Raw genomic sequence first — 18203 nt, forward strand, 5'->3', positions numbered from 1 at the left:
GTCAGGCGGCGGGGATCTGCGCGTTGCGCAGGTCGGTGGCCGCATCGATCGCGTTCTCGGCCAGCGTGCGCAGCTCGATCACTATCGTGTCGAGCCGGCTCGACGTCGCGAGTTCGCCGAACAGTTCATAATAATCGCGCCCCTCGACGCTGCCGATCCCGAAGTTCGACAGCGGCACCAGCTTCTGCGTCTTCAGCAGGAACGCGTTGAACGCCGCCTGATCCTCCTGCTCGTCGCACGGCCAGAGCAGGGTCGAGGCCGAGATCTGCGCCTCGCTCACATTGACGAACAGTTCGAGGTCGCCATGCTCGTGCATCGTGACGAGAAGGATCGGATCCGCCCCCTCGACGATACGGACGCTCAACTCCCCCGTTTTCGCAGGCTCGGACGTATCGAGCGCGGCCTTGAGGCTGCGGACGGTCCAGATGTCGGTCAATGCAAGAACTCCCGTGCTTGTCGCGTGCCCGCACACATAGGCGTCGGCGAAGGGCGCGCCAATGGCGCTTTGCGAGCATCGCCGCTTTCGCCTATGCACGGCGCGAACCATAACGTGAGGATTGCATGTTCGATCGCCTGTTCGGCCGCAAGCAACCGCTTGAAGGCTCCGGACTTCCCGTCATCCGCAACGTCACGCTCGGCCGCACGGTGACCGTGGATCCGCTCGCCTGGCGCCGGTTCGGGTCGGAGCTGCTGTTCCCGTTCGACCGCGACACGCTGGTGATCGTCGCACAGGGTCTCGTCGACCTCAACGAGGGCGGGTTCGTCCACCGCTTCTACACCGATGACGACATCATGTTCCAGGCGGTCTCGAACGACCGTGCCGGGCAGGACGTCACCGACGTCACGATCTTCGCGCCCTGGGACAGCGCCTACCCCTCCTCGGCCGCCGAACGCCCGGCGTGGAAATCCCGGCTCAAGGCGCGCAGCTTCACTGCCGAGGGGCTCCCCGACTATGACCGCGTCTGGTTCGGCCCCGAGGCGAGCGAGCAGGAGCCGGTGACCTTCTGGGAGGATCTTCACGACGACCGCGACGGCATCGTCGACCGCCGCATCTTCCAGACCTGCATGCTGTTTGGCCGCGACCTGCCGGGCGACGACGGACGCGAACTGCTGCTCGCGATCGACCAGGAGAATGAGGCGGGCGAGGTCTCGTTCGAGATCATGCTCGGCGTCGCACTGGAACTCGGCGAGTTCCGCGCCTAGCATCGTCGCATCAGCGTTCCGGGGGATTCAGATGATCGACTATTACAGCTTCGGCGCCAGCGCGGCGGCCTTCCTGATCGCGTTCGTCGCGGCCGGGCTCTTCACCATCGCGTTCAAGATCATCTTCCAGGCGACCACGCCCTATAACGAGAAGGCGCTGATCCGCGACGGCAATACCGCCGCGGCGATCACGCTGGGCGCGGCGTTGCTCGGCTATGTCCTCCCGCTCGCCTCCGCGCTGACGCACACCGTCACGCTCGTCGAGTTCGCGGTGTGGGCGGTGCTCGCGGGCGTCATCCAGATCGTCGCCGCGCTCGTCGTCCGCCGCCTCGTGATGCGCGACATTCACGACCGGATCGTGCGGGGCGATATCGCCGCCGCCACCTATATGGGCAGCATCTCGCTCTGCGTCGGCATCCTCAATGCCGCGTGCATGACGAACTGAGAGGCAAAGACATGAAGCGTTCCAGCTCGATCGTCCTCACCGGCCTGATCGCGGGCTCGGGCATCTCGCTGACCGCCTGCGACGGCGATGTCGGCGGCAAGCCCGTCGACGCGCAGAGCTATGCCTCGGTCGCCGAATGCCGCTCGGCGGGGGCGATCCCGGCCGCGCAGTGCGACACCGCCTATGAACAGGCCAAGACCGACGCCGCCAAGACCGCACCGCGGTTCGAGGACAAGCAGACCTGCGAGGAGCAGTTCGGCGCCGCGCAGTGCGAACCGCGCAACAATGGGAGCGGCGGCAGCTTCTTCACGCCGCTGCTGACCGGGTTCATCATCGGCCAGGCGCTCAACGGCGGCTATGGCTATCGCGGCGCACCGATGTACCGCGATCGTCAGGGCAATTATTATGGCGGCGCCGGCGGCCGCATCAGCCGCGATTACGTCACCGGCCGCACCCGCGTCGGCTCGGACGCCTTCACCCCCACCACCGCGCGCGCTCCCGCGCGGGTCCAGACTCGCAGCTCGGTGATCTCGCGCGGCGGGTTCGGCGGCGGCTTCGGTGGCCGCGGCGGGTTCGGCGGCTGACCCCTGATCCTCCCCCGACAGGGGGAGGACAATCCCTCAGGCGTCCCGCGGCACGCGCAGCATCGCCAGCGCCGCGACGCCCATCACCCCCGCCGCGATCAGCATCGCCCAGACCGGATCGCCCGGAAACACCGTCCGCATCACCTGCCCCATCACCGACGACACGATCAGCTGCGGCAGCACGATGAAGATGTTGAACAACCCCATGTAAACGCCCAGCTTGGCCTGGGGCAGCGCGTTGGACAGCATCGCATAGGGCATCGTCAGGATCGACGACCAGGCGATCCCGATCAGCACCATCGACCCGATCAGCGCATAGGGATCGCGCAGGAGCAGGAACGACCCGAACCCCGCCGCGCCGCTCAGCAACCCCAGGATATGCGCATTGCGCCGCCCGATCCGGCCCGCGAGCCACGGCATCACGAACGCCCAGACCGTCGCCACGCCGTTATACACCGCGAACAGCACCCCGACCCAGTTCGCGCCGTCATTGTACGCCGCACTGGCCGTGTCGGTCGTCCCGAACGCGCGCTGCGTGACGATCGGCGTGGTGTAGATCCACATGATGAACAGCGCCGACCAGGTGAAGAACTGGACGAGCGCAAGCCGCTTCATCGTTTGCGGCATGGTCGCAAGATCGCCGACGATCTGGCTGAGAACATTGGACTCTCTGCCCGACCGGACCAGCGCGGTGCTGACCAGTAGTGCGACACCGAACGCGATCAGCCCGCCACCCAGCAGATAGACCGGCTTGTCGAGCCCGAACCGCGCCACCGCCGCGATCACGATCGCCCCCAGCGCGATCCACACCGGCGCCAGCCGCGCGCCCGATCCGGCCGGTGCCGCTATCGCCGGCCCCGCCTCGACCGCGCCGCCATCCTGCTCGAACGCGGCCATCTCGTCGGGCGAATATTCCTTCGTCGTCACCACCGTCCACAGCACCGCGCAGAACAACGCCGCCGCACCCAGATAGAAGCCATAGCGCACCGATGGCGGGATCCCGCCGCCCGCCGCGGTATTGGCGACGTGGAAGACGTCGGTCAGGATCAGCGGCGCCAGGCTGCCGATCACCGCGCCCGCGCCGATGAAGCCGGTCTGGAACGCATAGCCCGCGGTCCGCTGCCGGCTGCCCAGCATGTCGCCGACGAACGCACGGAACGGCTCCATCGCGACGTTGAGCGATCCGTCGAGCATCCACAGCAACGCCGCCGCGACCCACAGCACGGGCGCGTTCGGCATCCCCAGCAACGCGATCGTCGCCAGCACCGCACCGCCCAGGAAATAGGGTCGCCGGCGCCCGAGCCGCCCCCAGGTCCGATCGCTGTAATGCCCGATCACCGGCTGGACGAGCAGCCCGGTCAGCGGCGCGGCGATCCACAGAAAGGCGAGGTCGTCGACGCTGGTGCCGAGCGACTGGAAGATCCGGCTGACATTCGCATTCTGCAACGCGAAACCGATCTGGATCCCGAAGAACCCGAACGAGATGTTCCACAGACCCCAGAAACCCTGACGCGGCTTTTCGCGCGTCACGCCGCGGCCTCGCCCGACGAGCGCCGTACGACCAGTTGAGTCGGCAGCACGATGCTCGTCACCGGGCGATCGTCGATCCGCGCGAGCAGCATCTCGACCAGCCGCCGGCCGCCCAGCACCGTGTCCTGCGCCACCGTCGTCAGCGGCGGGTTGGCGAGGCTGGCGGCGGGAATGTCGTCGAAGCCGACGATCGCGACGTCGTCGGGTACGATCCGCCCCGCCCCCGCCAGCACCCGCATCGCCGACAGCGCGATCAGATCGCTCGCCGCGACGATCGCATCGAACGCGACCCCGCGCGCGAGCAACGCCTGCGCCGCGCGCGTGCCGTCCTCCTCGGTCGTGATCGCATCGACCTGCAATTGGGGATCCGCATGCAGGCCATGTTCCGCGAGCGCCGCGAGATAGCCGCGGTGCCGGTCGTAAAACTCCGGATAATGATCGGTTGCATCCCCCAGGAACGCGATCCGCGTCCGCCCTTGCGCGATCAGGTGCCGCGTCGCCTCCGCACCGCCCGCGACATTGTCGCACCCCACGGTCAGCCCGGGCTGGTCGTGCCGCACCGATCCCCAGCGGATGAAGTGCGTCCCCTGCGCCACGAGATGATCGAGCCGCGCGCGGTAATCCGCATAATCGCCATAGCCGAGCAGGATCAGCCCGTCGGCACGGTGGCTGTCCTCGTAATCGGTATGCCAGTCGGACGAGAAATTCTGGAACGAAACGAGCAGGTCATAGCCGTGATCGGCACACGCCCCCATCATCGCGCCCAGCATGCCCAGGAAGAACGGATTGACCTCGGTCTCGTCGGGCGTCGGATCGCGGAACAGCAGCAGCGCGATAGTCCGCGTCTTGCCGCTGCGCAGGTTCGAGGCACTGCGGTCGACTGTGTAGTTGAGCTGCTTGGCGATCGCCTCGATCCGCTGCCGCGTCGCCGGGCTGACCGTCGGGCTGCCACGCAGCGCGCGCGACACGGTCGGCTGCGATACGCCCGCGGCCTGCGCGATGTCGAACGACGTGGATTTGCGCTGGGCACTCAAGACAGGGATCCTCTCGGGGGCGCTCGGACGGCGTCGCCGTCGCAATCATCACTCCAGTTTGCCCGCAACGTCAACGCATTGGCCCCCGCGATCCGTGGCAAATCGGCAACACGGCCGGAACGGCCGCACTGAATACGTATGTCGATTGATTGGCTTTCGCGGGGCGGAATTCCATTGGAACGCCACACACGGCCCACGGCGCGAAAGATGCAGCGGGGCTTTCAGGGGAGTTGAACATGACGACGTCCAAGCGTTTCCCGGCATCTGCCGCGCATCACCTTTTCACCCTATCGGCCAGCGGCACCGCGCTCGCCGTGGCGCTCTTCGCCGCGTCGGTTGCCGACGCGCAGGTCGCGACCGATCCCGCCCCGGCGCCTGCCGACAACACGGTGTCGAGCGCACCCTCGACGCCCGCCCCGACCGTCGCGACGCAGGACGCCACCGCCCCGAGCAGCGGCCCCGCCGCCGAGTCCAGCGACGACATCGTCGTCACCGGTTTTCGCGCCAGCCTGCGCTCGTCGATCGCGGTCAAGCGCAACCTCGACGTCGTCGCCGAGATCGTCTCGGCCGAGGATATCGGCCGCTTGCCCGACGTCTCGATCGCCGAGTCGCTCGCCCGCCTGCCCGGCGTCACCTCGCAGCGTACCGGCGGCCAGGCCTCCGCGATCAACATCCGCGGGCTCAGCCAGGATCTCGTCTCCGCCACGCTCAACGGCCGTGAACAGGTCGCGACCTCGGGCAACCGTGTCATCGAATTCGACCAGTATCCGTCCGAGCTCATCAACCAGGCCGCGGTCTACAAGAGCCCCAAGGCCTCGCAGATCGAGGGCGGTGTCGCCGGCAAGGTCGAGCTCAGCACCGCGCGCCCGCTCAGCATCCCCGGCAAGACGCTCGTCAGCGTCAACGTCCGCGGCGTCTATAACGACCGCGCCGGCCAGAACCCCGACGCCAGCGAATTCGGCTATCGCGGCAGCGCCTCGATCCAGACCAAGCTGCTCGACGACACGCTCGGCCTCGCGGTCGGCTATGCCCGGCTGAAGCAGGCGAACGTCGCGACGCGCTTCGTCGGCTATGACTATACCGCGACCGGCCAGAACGGCAGCCCGGCGATCCGCGACCTTGACGGCAACGGCCGCGCCGACGCGATCGGCTATGGCTTCGAGGCGGTCCAGTCGGGCGGCAACGAGACCCGCGACGGCGTCCTCGGCAGCGTCCAGTATGAGCCGACCGACACGTTCCGCGTCCTGCTCGACGGCTATTATTCGCGCTTCAAGTCGGACGTGTTCCGCCGCGGCATCCGTGTCGAGAATTTGCAGCAGACGAGCAGCAACCTGACCGACCCGACCGTCATCGGCAACACGATCGTCGGCGGCAACGCGTCGGGCATCCGCACCCGCACGATCCAGCAGAACGAGAACCGCCTCGACAAGCTCTACACCTTCGGCGGCAACGTCCAGAAGGACATCGGCCAGCTCACGCTGACCGCCGACGGCTCCTATTCGCGCGCGTCGAGCTTCTTCAACAATTCGGGTCTCGACGACAACGGCAACACGACCGCGACGCCGACGACGCTCAGCTACAAGCTCGACGGTCTGAACGTCGGCTCGTTCTCGACCAACGCCAACTACACCGACCCGGCCGCGAACACGTTCGAGGGCTTCTACATCGTCCCGCAGAAGGACACCGACCGCCTCTATGCATTCGCGGGCAGCGCGCTGCTCAAGATCGACGGTCCGTTCCTCAAGTCGTTCGAGGTCGGCGGCCGCTATGGCAACCGCAAGGCGGAGCGGACGATCACCAGCTTCAACGCGTTCAGCTTCGCTGCACCGGTCACGCTGACCGGCTCGAATTCGACGACTGCCGGGTTCAAGGGCAAGTTCTCGTCCTTCCCCGACTTCATCGTCGCCGATATCGGCAGCATCTTCGACTCGCAGCTCGGGCCCGACCGCGTCGTCGACCAGACCCAGGCGTTCACGCAGGACCAGAGCTTCACGATCGACGAGAAGACCTATGCCGGCTACGGCCAGCTCAACTTCGACACGATCGCCGGTTCACTGCCGTTCAAGGGCAATATCGGCCTGCGCGTCGTCCATACCGACCAGAGCTCGTCCTCGACGATCTCGGACGGCGGCACCGGTCGCTACCTCAACACCCGCGGCCGCAAGTTCACTGACTGGCTGCCCCAGGCGAACTTCATCCTCGGCCTGACCGAGAACGACCAGGCCCGCCTGTCGCTCTCGCGCCAGATCTCGCGTCCGCGCTTCGTCGACTTCCGCAACTCGATCAGCACCAACCTGGTCAGCATCGGCGGCACCGCGGCGCGGCTCGACGGGTCGGGCGGCAACCCCGCGCTCCAGCCGTTCCGCGCCAACCAGTTCGACGCAACCTATGAGCATTATTTCGGCAACAGCGGCTCGCTCGTGCTCGGCGCCTTCTACAAGGACGTCCGCAGCTTCGTGATCGGCGGCGTCATCCCGAACTACGACTTCGCCGCCAACGGCATCAGCACCCCGCCGCTCGCAGGGACCGGCTTCACCAGCGTCGTCACGACCGGCAATCTGTTCGCACCGATCAACGGCAATGGCGGCTATGTCTATGGTTTCGAAGGCGCCATCACCAAGACGTTCGACTTCCTGCCGGCGCCGTTCGACGGCCTCGGCGCGGTGCTCAACATCTCGTACAACCAGTCCGACGTCAGCATCACCAACGCGATCAGCGGCAACACGCTCTCGCTGTCGCTGCCCGGCCTGTCGAAGATCGTCTCGAACCCGACGCTCTTCTACGAGAAGAACGGCTTCCAGACGCGCGTCTCGATGCGCTACCGCTCGAAGTTCGTCGCACCGCAGTTCGGCCTCAGCGAGCAGATCGTGACCAATGCCGCAGAGACCGTGTTCGACGCGCAGATGAGCTATGAATTCCCGCAGGGCAGCCCGCTCGCCGGGATGACGCTGCTCGCGCAGGCGAACAACCTGACCGACCAGCCGACCCGCTCCTATTTCGGCCAGACCGCACAGACGGGCACGCTGCAATATTTCGGGCGTCAGTTCTATCTGGGTGCAAGCTTCCGCTTTTAACCACTTGTAATACCGCCGTCCGCCCGGGGTCCTCCCGGCGGACGGCGACCCGGCGCCGGTGGCGCCGTCACCGAGTTCCGGTGCGAAAAGGACATCCGATGATCAAGAGCGTCGCCACCATCCTGGCAGGGTTGCTCGCGCTCTCGCCCGCCATCGCAGACCCCGGCCCGGCATCGCGGGCCGCACGCAAGCCCGCACCGGCCACCGACTATCGCGCACGCCTGCCGCAGGACGAGGTCATCTATTTCGTCCTCCCCGACCGGTTCGAGAATGCCGATCCCGGCAACGACCGCGGCGGCCTCACCGGCGATCGCCGCGTCACCGGCTTCGACCCGACCGCCAAAGGCTTCTATCACGGCGGCGACCTCAAGGGCCTGACCAAGCGCCTCGGCTATCTCCAGTCGCTCGGCGCGACCGCGATCTGGCTCGGCCCGATCTTCAAGAACAAGCCCGTCCAGGGCGCGCCCGGCCGGGAGTCCGCGGGCTATCACGGCTACTGGATCACCGACTTCACGCAGGTCGATCCGCATCTCGGCACCAATGCCGACATGACCGCGCTCGTCACCGCGGCGCATGCGCGCGGGATGAAGGTCTATATGGACATCATCATCAACCACACCGCCGACGTGATCCAGTACCGCGAATGCGCCGAGGGCACCCCCTGCGCCTATCGCGACCGCGCCAACTATCCGTATCAGCGCAAGCTCGGCCTGCGCGGCAAGCCGATCAACCCCGGTTTCGCGGGCGACGCCGTCCGCACGCCTGAGAACTTCGCGCGGCTGACCGACCCCGGCTTCGCCTACACGCCCTATGTCCCTGCGAAGGAACGGACCGTGAAGGTCCCCGCCTGGCTCAACGACCCGATCTACTACCACAACCGCGGCGACTCGACCTTCACCGACGAGAGCTCGACGATGGGCGATTTCTCCGGCCTCGACGATCTCGCGACCGAGAACCCCCGCGTCGTGTCGGGCATGATCGAGATCTTCGGCAGCTGGATCGACCGGTTCAAGGTCGACGGCTTCCGCATCGACACCGCGCGCCACGTGAACCCCGAATTCTGGCAGGCCTTCACGCCCGCGATGCTCGACCGCGCCAGGGCGAACGGCATCCCTAATTTCCACATCTTCGGCGAGGTCGCCTATGGAACGATGGATCCGGGCTATCTCGCGCGGTTCACCCGCGTCGACAAGCTGCCCGCGGTGCTCGACTTCGGCTTCCGCTGGGGCGTGACCGACGTCGTCGCGGGCAACAAGGGCACCAACGAACTCGCCGCCTTGTTCGACGGCGATGCCCTCTACGAACACGGCGCCGACACCGCGATGATCCTGCCGACCTTCCTCGGCAATCACGACCAGGGCCGCTTCGCGCGCGACGTCCGCCGCCTCAATCCGAATGCGAGCGAGGCCGAGGTGCTCGCCCGCGTCAAGCTCGGCCATGCGATGCTGCTGACGCTGCGCGGCGTGCCGACCATCTATTCGGGCGACGAGCAGGGCTTTGCCGGCGACGGCGACGACCAGGACGCGCGCGAGGACATGTTCGCCTCGAAGGTCGCGGTCTATAACGACAACCGCCTCGTCGGTACCGACGCCACCACCGCGACCGCCAATTTCGGCACGACGCACCCGCTGTTCCGCCAGATCGCCGAGCTCGCGCGCCTCCGCGTCGCGCACCCGGCGCTGACCCGCGGCCGTACGCTCGTCCGCGCGCGCGGCGATACGCCCGGGCTGTTCGCGGTCTCGCGCTTCGATCCCGTGACCGGCGCCGAGATGCTCCTTGCGTACAACACCAGCGCCAAGCCGCTGACCAGCGCGATCCAGGTCGAGACTCGCTCGACCCGCTTCGATACGCTCGCCGGCGCTTGCGCCGCGCGCGCGACCGCCCCCGGCAGCGTCACGCTGACCATCCCCGCCTTTGGCTATGCGGTCTGCGCCGCGGAGACCCGCTGATGCCCGACGATACGAGCCTGCCCGTGCACCGACCCTGGTGGAAGGGCGCGGTCATCTACCAGATCTATCCGCGCAGCTTTGCGGATTCGAACGGCGACGGCATCGGCGACCTGCCCGGCATCACCCGCCATCTCGACTATGTCGCGAGCCTCGGCGTCGATGCGGTCTGGCTCTCGCCCTTCTTCACGTCGCCGATGAAGGACTTCGGCTATGACGTTGCGAACTACCGCGATGTCGACCCGATCTTTGGCACGCTCGCCGATTTCGACACGCTGATCGCACGCGCGCACGCGCTCGGGCTGAAGATCATCATCGACCAGGTCTACAGCCACACCTCGGACGAGCATCCCTGGTTCGTCGAGAGCCGCTCGTCGCGCACCAACCCCAAGGCCAACTGGTATGTCTGGGCCGATGCCAAGCCCGATGGCAGCCCGCCGTCCAACTGGCAGTCGGTCTTTGGCGGCCCCGCCTGGACCTGGGACGCGCGCCGTCGCCAATATTATCTGCACAATTTCCTGAAGGAGCAGCCACAGCTCCACCTCCACGACGCGGACGTGCAGGACGAGATCGTCGACACCGCCAAATTCTGGCTCGACCGCGGCGTCGACGGCTTCCGGCTCGACGCGATCAACTTCGCGATGCACGACCCCGCGCTGACCGACAATCCGCCGGTCACCGACAACAGTCTGAAGACGCGCCCCTTCGACTTTCAGGCGCATGTCCACAACCAGAGCCATCCCGACATCCCCGCCTTTCTCGAACGACTGCGGCGGCTGATCGACGGTTACGGCGACCGCTTCACCGTGGCCGAGGTCGGCGGTGCCGACAGCGACCGCGAGATGAAGCTGTTCACCCGCGGCCAGACCCGGCTCAACAGCGCCTATGGCTTCGACTTCCTCTACGCGTCGGACCTCCGTCCCAGCACCGTCGCCGACGCGATCACGCTCTGGCCGTCGGATGCGGAGATGGGCTGGCCGAGCTGGGCGTTCGAGAATCACGACGCCCCCCGCGCCGTCTCGCGCTGGATCGGCCCCGATGACCGCGACGCCTTCGCGCGGATGAAGATCGCGCTGCTCGTCTGCCTGCGCGGCAACATCTTCCTCTATTATGGCGAGGAACTGGGCCTGACCCAGGTCGAGGTGCCGTTCGACCAGCTCCAGGATCCCGAGGCGATCGCCAACTGGCCGCTGACGCTGTCGCGCGACGGCGCCCGCACGCCGATGCCGTGGCGGGCCGATGCGCCGCATGCGGGATTCACCGGTGCGTCGCCGTGGCTCCCGGTCGGTAACGACCATCCCGAGCTCGCGGTCGACCGGCAGGAGGGCGATCCCGACTCGCTGCTCGCGCTGACCCGCCGCCTGCTCGCGCTGCGCCGCGAAATCCCCGCGCTCGCGATCGGCGATCTGGTCCTGACCGAGGTCACCGACACGCTGCTCGCCTTCGAACGCCGTGACGGCGACCAGATCCTGCTCTGCGTCTTCAACATGGCCGCGACACCCGTCGCGTGGAGCCCCGCTACCCCCGAACACTGGCGCGTCCGCGACAGCATCAACGACGCAACGATAGGACGACTGGGCGGCTATGCCGCGCTGATCGTCGAAAGGACCGGATCATGAAGACCCTCTCGCTCACGCTAGCGACCCTGCTCGCGACGACCGCACCCGTAATGGCGCAGGATCAGGCCGCCCCCGCCGCCACCACTCTGGCCGTCACCACGAACGAGACGATCAAGCCGCAGCCCGTCCCGACGATCCCCTCGGCGATCGCGACCTCGCCCGACGGCAGCATCGCGGTCACCGTCGCGACCGACGGCGAAGGCCATGCGACCTACAGCGTCACGCGCAAGGGCACGCTGATCGTCAAGCCGTCGCGGCTCGGCTTCCTCTTCACCGACGCGCCCAAGTTCGACCGCCACCTGAAGATCGAGACCGTCACCCGCGACAAGGCGGATTCGACCTGGACCCAGCCCTGGGGCGAGTGGAAGACGATCCGCGACAACCACACCGAGATGCGCGTCCGCCTGCGCGAGACCGACCGGTTGCAGCGCGCGGTTGACGTCGTGTTCCGGCTTCAGGACGACGGCATCGGCTTCCGCTACGTCTTCCCCGACCAGCCCAACTTCAAGACGATCAACATCGCCGAGGAGCTGACGCAGTTCGCCTTTGCCGAGGACGCGACCGCCTGGTGGAAGCCCGGCTTCGAATGGAACCGCGAGGAATATCTCTACAACCGCACGCCGCTCGCCGATGTCGGCACCGCCGCGACGCCGATCACGCTGAAGCTCGCAGGCGGTACGCATGTCGCGCTGCACGAGGCCGCGCTCATCGACTATGCCGGCATGAACGTCGCCAAGGTCGAGGGCAACACGCTGAAGGCGGTGCTGACCCCCGGTGCCGGCGCGCCCAAGGTCACGCGGACCGGCCCGTTCGCGACGCCGTGGCGCACGCTGATCCTCTCGGACGACGCGCCCGGCCTCTACATGAGCCATATCGAGCTCAATCTGAACGAGCCGAACAAGCTCGGCGACGTCAGCTGGGTGAAGCCCGGCAAGTTCGTCGGCGTCTGGTGGAACATGATCACCGGCAAATGGAGCTGGGCGACCGGTCCCAATCACGGCGCCACCACCGCGCATGTGAAGACCTATATCGACTTCGCCAGCGCCAACAAAATCCCCGGCGTCCTCGTCGAGGGCTGGAATGTCGGCTGGGACGGCGACTGGTTCGGCGACGGCACCGCGATGCAGTTCGATACGCCGACGCCCTATTTCGACGCCGGCTATCTCGCGAAATACGCGAAATCGAAGGGCGTCTACCTGATCGGGCATAACGAGACCGGCGGTTCGGCCAGCCATTATGACGGCCAGCTCGACCGCGCCTTCGCCTTTGCGCGCGATCACGGCATTCCCGCGATCAAGACCGGCTATGTCACCGACGCGGGCCAGATCGAGCGCGTCGATCCCGACGGGTCGCAGCACCGCGAATGGCATGAGGGCCAGTGGATGGTGAACCACTATACCCGCGTCGTCACCACCGCCGCCAAATACAAGGTGTCGATCGACAGCCACGAGCCCGTCAAGGACACCGGCCTGCGCCGCACCTATCCCAACTGGATCGCGCGCGAGGGGTCGCGCGGGATGGAATATAACAGCTGGGCCGGCAAGAACCCGCCCGAGCACGAGGCGAACCTCGCCTTCACGCGGATGCTCGAGGGGCCGATGGACTTCACCCCCGGCGTGCTCAGCCTCAAGGGCACCGACGACAGCGATCTCCTGTCGACCATCGCCAAGCAGCTCGCGCTCTATGTCGTGCTCTATTCGCCCGTCGTGATGGCGGCGGACACGCCCGAGAATTACGCGAAATACCCCGCCGCGTTCCAGTTCATCAAGGACGTGCCGACCGACTGGTCCGACACCCGCGTGCTCAACGGCGAGGTCGGCGACTTCGTCACCTTCGCGCGCAAGGACCGCAAGTCGAACGACTGGTATGTCGGCAGCGTCACCGACGAGAATGCCCGGACGCTCACCGTCGCGCTCGACTTCCTCGACGCCGGCCGGACCTACACCGCGCAGATCTACCGCGACGGCCCCGGCGCCGACTACAAGACGACCGCACGCCACGCGATCACGATCGAGACGAAGCGCGTCCGCAAGGGCGACACGCTGACGCTCGCGCTCGCCCCCGGCGGCGGTCAGGCGATCCGCTTCAAGGCACGCTGAGCCGGCAGGACCGGCGCTGCGGTATCGCAGCGCCGGTCCCGTCACCCGTCAGCGCCGCGGTGGCGACAGCGGCCCGCCGATCTCGATCGCCTTCTGATAGCCCGGCACCGCCTTCAGCCGCTCGAAATACGCGCTCACCACCGGCTGGTCTTTCAGCAGCCCTGCGCTCTCCGCGGTCGCGAGCAAATACGACATCTGGATATCCGCCAGCGTCAGCTTCGCCCCCATCAGATACGGCCCCTCGCCGACCCCCTCGGCGATATAGGCGAACGTCTTGGCGACCTCGGGCTCGGAAAATTTGCCGAGCCCCTCGGGCAGCCCGCCCATCATCTTGCCGATCACCGTCATCATGATCGGGAACGCCGCCGAACTCTCGACATAGTGCAGCCATTCGTCATGGATCGCAGCCTCGGGTGTGCCTTCGGGCGGGCTGAGCCGCGCACCGCCGTACTTGCGATCGAGATAGGAGAGGATCGACGCGCTCTCGGCGAGCGTCAGGTCGTCGTCCTGCACGATCGGCGCCTTGCCCAGCGGATGCACCGCCTTCAGCGACGCGGGCGCGCGAAAGCTCGCATCCCGTTCGTACCGGACCAGCTCATAGGGCAGCTGCAATTCCTCCAGCAGCCACAAGATGCGGAAAGATCGGGAGAAATTCAGGTGATGGACGGTCAGCATGGCGGGTCCTCGGATCGTGGTGATTATCGGATCGGCATGCGGAACGGGTCAGGCGGTTGGAAGGTTTCGCTGCCATGACCGGAATGCTCCGGAGACGGAGTCGATCATGCCGAACACCAGCCCCGATTTAACCTGCGACGTCGCGATCATCGGTGCGGGCACCGCCGGGCTCGCGGCCGAGCGCAACGCGCGGCGCAACGGCGCGCGCACGCTGCTGATCGACGAGACCTTTTCGGGCACCACCTGCGCCAGCGTCGGCTGCATGCCCTCAAAGTTGCTGATCGCCGCTGCCCACGCCGCGCACGCGGTCCGCCAGGCATCGGTCTTCGGCATCGCCGCCGAGCCGAAGATCGACGGGGCCGCGGTGATGGCGCGCGTCCAGCGCGAACGCGACGCGTTCGTCGCGGGCGTCTGCGACTCGCTCGACAAGCTCCCCGATGACGTGACGGTCCAGGCCCGCGCGCGCTTCGTCGACGCGACCACGCTGCGCCTCGACGACGGCCGCACCGTGACCGCCAAGGCCATCGTGATCGCGACCGGCTCCTACCCGAACATCCCCGACAGTTTCGACGCGGTCCGCGACCGCGTGCTCACCAACGAGACAATCTTCGAGCTGCCGACCCTGCCCGGATCGGTCGGCGTCATCGGCGCGGGCCCGATCGGCCTCGAACTCGCGCAGGCGCTCGTCCGGCTCGGCGTCGAGACGATGGTGTTCGACCAGTCGCCCGGCCTCGCCGCGCTGAAGGACGAGAAGGTCTCGGCGGTGCTGCACGCTATCCTCGACAAGGAACTGCCGATCCATCTCGAAAAGGAGCTGAAGGCCGAACCCGACAGCGGCGGCGTTCGCCTGTCCTGGTCGGGCGAGCAATCGGGATCCCGCCGCTTCGACTATCTGCTCGTCGCGACCGGCCGCCCGCCACGGCTCAAGGGCCTCGGGCTAGAGACCACCGGGATCACGCTCGACGATCACGGCACGCCGGTCTTCGACAGGACGACGATGCAGTGCGGCGACGCGCCGATCTTCATCGCCGGCGACGCGGATCACGACCGCACCGTGCTCGGCGAAGCCTCTGCCGAGGGGATGATCGCCGGCCGCAACGCCGCGCAGTTCCCCGACGTCACCCCCGGCCCACGGATGGTCCCGCTCGCGATCATGTTCACCGACCCGACCGTCGCGGTCATCGGCGACATCACCCCCGACGAGGACGGCATCGTCATCGGCGAAGCCTCCTACGAGGATCAGGGTCGCGCCAAGGTCATGGCGCGCAACGCCGGGCTGATCCGCTTCTATGCGGAGGCGGGCACCGGCCGGCTCACCGGCGCGACCATGGCGGCCCCCGGGGTCGAGCACAGCGCGCACCTGATCGCCTGGGCGATCCAGCAGGGCCGCACCGCGACCGACCTGCTCGACATGCCCTTCTATCACCCGACGCTCGAGGAAGGGCTCAAACCCGCACTCCGCGCGATCTGCAAGGCGGTCAGCGCGCCCGTGCCCGCCGACCGCGACGACGGCTTCACCGCCGGCGCCTGAGCCTCATTCGTCGAGGTCGAGATAGGCGACGACGTCGTTCTCGGTCGCGATATACAGCCCCGCCTGGACCTCCTCGCTCTGCTGCGCGGCAATCGCCAGCGCCTCGCCGAGCGGGCCGTAGAAAAGCGTCGTCGCCGCCCCGCCCTCGAGCGCATCGTCGAGATGATAGAGACGAACGCCGACGGCGGAAGAGATGGTACGCATCGCCCGTCCCTGCCGCGACGCGCGAGCTGGCGCAACCGCTCGCTCGCTACCGGCCGATCAGGACGCGATCCGCTCGAGCGCCTGCGCCTCGATCTTCTCCAGTTCGTCCAGCGTCTGCGCGATCGCCGCCTGCTGCTGCTGAAGGTCGTCGATCCGCTGGCGACAGCGTTCGGCGAGCGCGCGCATCTGTTCGACATGCTGCGGATCCGCATCATACAGGACGAGGAACTCCTCGATGTCGCGCAGCGAGAATCCCAGCCGCTTGCCGCGCAGGATCAACTGCATCCGCGCGACGTCGCGCCGCGTATAGACGCGCGTCGTGCCGATCCGGCACGGCTCGATCAGCCCCTTGTCCTCATAGAAGCGCAGCGTCCGCGCGCTGACCCCCAGCGCCTGCGACACGTCCTGAATCCCGGTAAGATCGTCCTGCCGCTCGTTCACGGTGTCGCTCCCCTCTCCCCCGACGCCGCCCCGGCCGGCATCGCGCGTGCCAGCCTGGCCTCTTCCTCCGCGACAAGTTCCTTTTTGGATAGCTTGCCGATCAACGTCTTGGGCAGAGTGTCGCGGATTTCGACCTCGCGGGGAAGCTCGATCTTGCTGATCTTGTCGCGCAGAAAATCACGCAATTCCACGGGGGTTGCGACCGCACCTTCGACCAGCGTGACGAACGCCTTGGGCGCCTGTCCGCGATAGGCGTCGGCGACCCCGATCACCACCACCTCGGCGACTGCGGGGTGCTCGTACAGCGCCTCCTCGATCACCCGCGGATAGACATTGTAGCCGCCGCACAGGATCAGGTCCTTGATCCGGTCGACGATGAACAGATAGCCGTCCGCGTCGAGATGCCCGACATCCCCGGTGCGCAGCGCCCCGTCCGCGAACAGCGCCGCGCTTGCTTCCGGCTTGTGCCAATATCCTTGCGTAACCTGCGGGCCACGCGCGCAGATCTCGCCATTCTCACCGACGGGCAGCAGCCGGGTCGGGTCCTCGCGGTCGCGGATCTCGATGATCGTGCCGGGAAAGGGCAGCCCCGCCGATCCCGGCTTGTTCAGCCCCTCGATCGGATTGCAGGTGATGATCGGCGACGCCTCCGACAGGCCATAGCCCTCGACCAGTTTCGACCCCGTCGCCGCCTCGAACGCGGTACGCACCTCGGCGGGCAGCGGCGCGCCGCCCGAGATGCACGCATGGATCGACGACAGGTCGATCGGCTGCGACTCCGCCGCCTTGGTGATCGCGGCATAGATGGTCGGCACCGCGGGGAAATAGGTCGGCTTGGTCCGCACGATCGTCTTGAGCAGCTGCTGCAGCTCGAACCGCGGCAACAGGATCATCTGCGCGCCCGCGCGGATCGAATAGGTCAGCACCGTCGTCAGCGCGAAGACGTGGAACAGCGGCAGCGCCCCCATCACCCGGTCCTGCTCGGGCGTCTCGCCACCGACGAACGTCATCATCGCATCCGCGTTCGACACCAGATTGGCGTGGCTCAGCATCGCCGCCTTGGGCTCGCCCGTCGTCCCCCCGGTATATTGGAGCACCGCGACCTCGTCCGGCGTCACTGCGACCGGCGCGGGCGCGCCCTTTGCGCGCACCAGCGAGTCGAAGCTGCGATGCCGCGCGTCGTTCGGCACGCGCGCGATCTCGGCGCGCTTGAAGATGCGGTAGGCGATCGACTTCAGCGTCGGCAGCGCGCCCGCGATCGGGCAGGTGATGACATGCCGCAGCCCCGTCTCGCCCGCGACCTTCAGCACGCGCGCATGGATCTCGGTGATGTCGCAGGTCGCGATGATCTCCGCGCCCGAATCCTTCAGCAGGTGGCAAAGCTCGCGTTCGACATAGAGCGGGTTGACGTTGACGACGATCCCGCCCGCCTTCAGCACCGCGAAGAACAGCACCGGATAATAGGGCGTGTTCGGCAGGCACAGCGCGACCCGCGTCCCCTTCACCACGCCCAGATCCTGCAACCCCCGCGCCGCATGCGTGACCGCGTCGCCGAGCTCGGCATAGGTCATCGTCGACCCGAGGAAATCCAGCACCGTCCGCGACCCGAATCGGCGGACCGCCGTGTCGAGCATGTCGCCCAGCAAACGCGCTTCGCCTTCTAGCGGTACGCCGATCGCACGGCCGTCGGTGTCCAGCATCTCTCTCTCCTTTTCGGCGTGCGCTCTCGACTGATATTGTAGGCCGCATCACCTTGACGTATAGGAGAGGTATCGCACCTTAAGGGTAGCCCGCAAGTCTTAAGCGGACCGATTGCAA

General features: G+C 67.1%; 15 protein-coding genes. 8 read left to right on the forward strand and 7 right to left on the reverse strand.

Going from position 1 to position 18203, the window contains the following annotated elements; all coding sequences use genetic code 11:
* Position 1: 1 nt before the first annotated feature.
* Positions 2–436, reverse strand: coding sequence for a YjfI family protein (locus IFT71_RS02995; RefSeq protein ID WP_031393897.1), 435 nt, complete (start codon positions 434–436; stop codon positions 2–4).
* Between the two features lie 125 nt (positions 437–561).
* Here IFT71_RS02995 and IFT71_RS03000 point away from each other — a divergent pair, with 125 nt between their 5' ends.
* The 3 genes from IFT71_RS03000 to IFT71_RS03010 are packed head-to-tail and all read left to right on the forward strand — an operon-like array spanning position 562 to position 2232.
* Positions 562–1203, forward strand: coding sequence for a DUF2491 family protein (locus tag IFT71_RS03000; RefSeq protein WP_183935584.1), 642 nt, complete (start codon positions 562–564; stop codon positions 1201–1203).
* A 31-nt stretch (positions 1204–1234) separates the two neighbouring features.
* Entirely contained in the window at positions 1235–1648 is a 414-nt protein-coding gene (locus IFT71_RS03005; protein WP_031440686.1) for a DUF350 domain-containing protein, read from the forward strand.
* Between the two features lie 11 nt (positions 1649–1659).
* Entirely contained in the window at positions 1660–2232 is a 573-nt protein-coding gene (locus IFT71_RS03010; RefSeq protein WP_037529576.1) for a DUF1190 domain-containing protein, read from the forward strand.
* A 36-nt stretch (positions 2233–2268) separates the two neighbouring features.
* Here the strand turns inward: IFT71_RS03010 and IFT71_RS03015 are convergent, their stop codons facing one another.
* Together IFT71_RS03015 and IFT71_RS03020 are read right to left on the reverse strand one after the other, a co-directional pair.
* Positions 2269–3762: an MFS transporter gene (locus tag IFT71_RS03015; protein ID WP_192139048.1), complete on the reverse strand. Its 1494-nt coding sequence runs from the start codon at positions 3760–3762 to the stop codon at positions 2269–2271.
* Positions 3759–4796: a LacI family DNA-binding transcriptional regulator gene (locus IFT71_RS03020; RefSeq protein ID WP_192139049.1), complete on the reverse strand. Its 1038-nt coding sequence runs from the start codon at positions 4794–4796 to the stop codon at positions 3759–3761. The genes IFT71_RS03015 and IFT71_RS03020 overlap by 4 nt, the downstream gene beginning before the upstream one ends.
* 236 nt (positions 4797–5032) lie before the next feature.
* Here IFT71_RS03020 and IFT71_RS03025 point away from each other — a divergent pair, with 236 nt between their 5' ends.
* The 4 genes from IFT71_RS03025 (at position 5033) to IFT71_RS03040 (ending at position 13534) form a co-directional block, all read left to right on the forward strand.
* Positions 5033–7870 (forward strand): TonB-dependent receptor, encoded by a 2838-nt coding sequence (locus IFT71_RS03025; protein WP_192139050.1) that lies wholly within the window; start codon positions 5033–5035, stop codon positions 7868–7870.
* A gap of 98 nt (positions 7871–7968) precedes the next feature.
* The gene (locus IFT71_RS03030; protein WP_192139051.1) at positions 7969–9819 is read left to right on the forward strand and encodes an alpha-amylase family glycosyl hydrolase; all 1851 of its coding nucleotides are present in this window, start codon (positions 7969–7971) and stop codon (positions 9817–9819) included.
* Positions 9819–11435: an alpha-glucosidase gene (locus tag IFT71_RS03035; protein ID WP_192139052.1), complete on the forward strand. Its 1617-nt coding sequence runs from the start codon at positions 9819–9821 to the stop codon at positions 11433–11435. Before IFT71_RS03030 ends, IFT71_RS03035 begins: the two co-directional genes overlap by 1 nt.
* A complete protein-coding gene (locus tag IFT71_RS03040; RefSeq protein WP_244654703.1) occupies positions 11432–13534 on the forward strand; it encodes a glycoside hydrolase family 97 protein in 2103 nt (700 codons plus the stop codon). Before IFT71_RS03035 ends, IFT71_RS03040 begins: the two co-directional genes overlap by 4 nt.
* A gap of 48 nt (positions 13535–13582) precedes the next feature.
* On the opposite strand, the gene IFT71_RS03045 is transcribed toward IFT71_RS03040, so the two are convergent.
* Positions 13583–14209, reverse strand: a complete 627-nt coding sequence (locus IFT71_RS03045; protein ID WP_192139053.1) for a glutathione S-transferase family protein — start codon at positions 14207–14209, stop codon at positions 13583–13585.
* A gap of 106 nt (positions 14210–14315) precedes the next feature.
* Between IFT71_RS03045 and IFT71_RS03050 the strand changes: the two genes are divergently transcribed.
* Positions 14316–15740 (forward strand): dihydrolipoyl dehydrogenase, encoded by a 1425-nt coding sequence (locus tag IFT71_RS03050; RefSeq protein ID WP_192139054.1) that lies wholly within the window; start codon positions 14316–14318, stop codon positions 15738–15740.
* Positions 15741–15743: 3 nt separating this feature from the next.
* On the opposite strand, the gene IFT71_RS03055 is transcribed toward IFT71_RS03050, so the two are convergent.
* Genes IFT71_RS03055 through IFT71_RS03065 form a run of 3 tightly spaced genes read right to left on the reverse strand, consistent with a single transcriptional unit; the run spans position 15744 to position 18085 of the window.
* Positions 15744–15944 carry a hypothetical protein gene (locus IFT71_RS03055; RefSeq protein ID WP_056407824.1) on the reverse strand — a complete coding sequence of 67 codons (201 nt, stop codon included), beginning with the start codon at positions 15942–15944 and terminating at the stop codon, positions 15744–15746.
* A gap of 57 nt (positions 15945–16001) precedes the next feature.
* Positions 16002–16385: a MerR family transcriptional regulator gene (locus IFT71_RS03060; protein WP_192139055.1), complete on the reverse strand. Its 384-nt coding sequence runs from the start codon at positions 16383–16385 to the stop codon at positions 16002–16004.
* A complete protein-coding gene (locus tag IFT71_RS03065; protein ID WP_244654704.1) occupies positions 16382–18085 on the reverse strand; it encodes a long-chain-fatty-acid--CoA ligase in 1704 nt (567 codons plus the stop codon). The genes IFT71_RS03060 and IFT71_RS03065 overlap by 4 nt, the downstream gene beginning before the upstream one ends.
* Positions 18086–18203: the final 118 nt, after the last annotated feature.

The sequence above is a fragment of the Sphingomonas sp. CFBP 13733 genome (assembly GCF_014841795.1).
GTDB classification, from domain to species: domain Bacteria; phylum Pseudomonadota; class Alphaproteobacteria; order Sphingomonadales; family Sphingomonadaceae; genus Sphingomonas; species Sphingomonas aerolata.

Coding starts and splice junctions, on each gene's coding strand:
- IFT71_RS03000 (WP_183935584.1), top strand. CDS start 562: ATGTTCGATCGCCTGTTCGGCCGCAAGCAACCGCTTGAAGGCTCCGGA.
- IFT71_RS03005 (WP_031440686.1), top strand. CDS start 1,235: ATGATCGACTATTACAGCTTCGGCGCCAGCGCGGCGGCCTTCCTGATC.
- IFT71_RS03010 (WP_037529576.1), top strand. CDS start 1,660: ATGAAGCGTTCCAGCTCGATCGTCCTCACCGGCCTGATCGCGGGCTCG.
- IFT71_RS03025 (WP_192139050.1), top strand. CDS start 5,033: ATGACGACGTCCAAGCGTTTCCCGGCATCTGCCGCGCATCACCTTTTC.
- IFT71_RS03030 (WP_192139051.1), top strand. CDS start 7,969: ATGATCAAGAGCGTCGCCACCATCCTGGCAGGGTTGCTCGCGCTCTCG.
- IFT71_RS03035 (WP_192139052.1), top strand. CDS start 9,819: ATGCCCGACGATACGAGCCTGCCCGTGCACCGACCCTGGTGGAAGGGC.
- IFT71_RS03040 (WP_244654703.1), top strand. CDS start 11,432: ATGAAGACCCTCTCGCTCACGCTAGCGACCCTGCTCGCGACGACCGCA.
- IFT71_RS03045 (WP_192139053.1), bottom strand. CDS start 14,209: ATGCTGACCGTCCATCACCTGAATTTCTCCCGATCTTTCCGCATCTTG.
- IFT71_RS03050 (WP_192139054.1), top strand. CDS start 14,316: ATGCCGAACACCAGCCCCGATTTAACCTGCGACGTCGCGATCATCGGT.
- IFT71_RS03055 (WP_056407824.1), bottom strand. CDS start 15,944: ATGCGTACCATCTCTTCCGCCGTCGGCGTTCGTCTCTATCATCTCGAC.
- IFT71_RS03065 (WP_244654704.1), bottom strand. CDS start 18,085: ATGCTGGACACCGACGGCCGTGCGATCGGCGTACCGCTAGAAGGCGAA.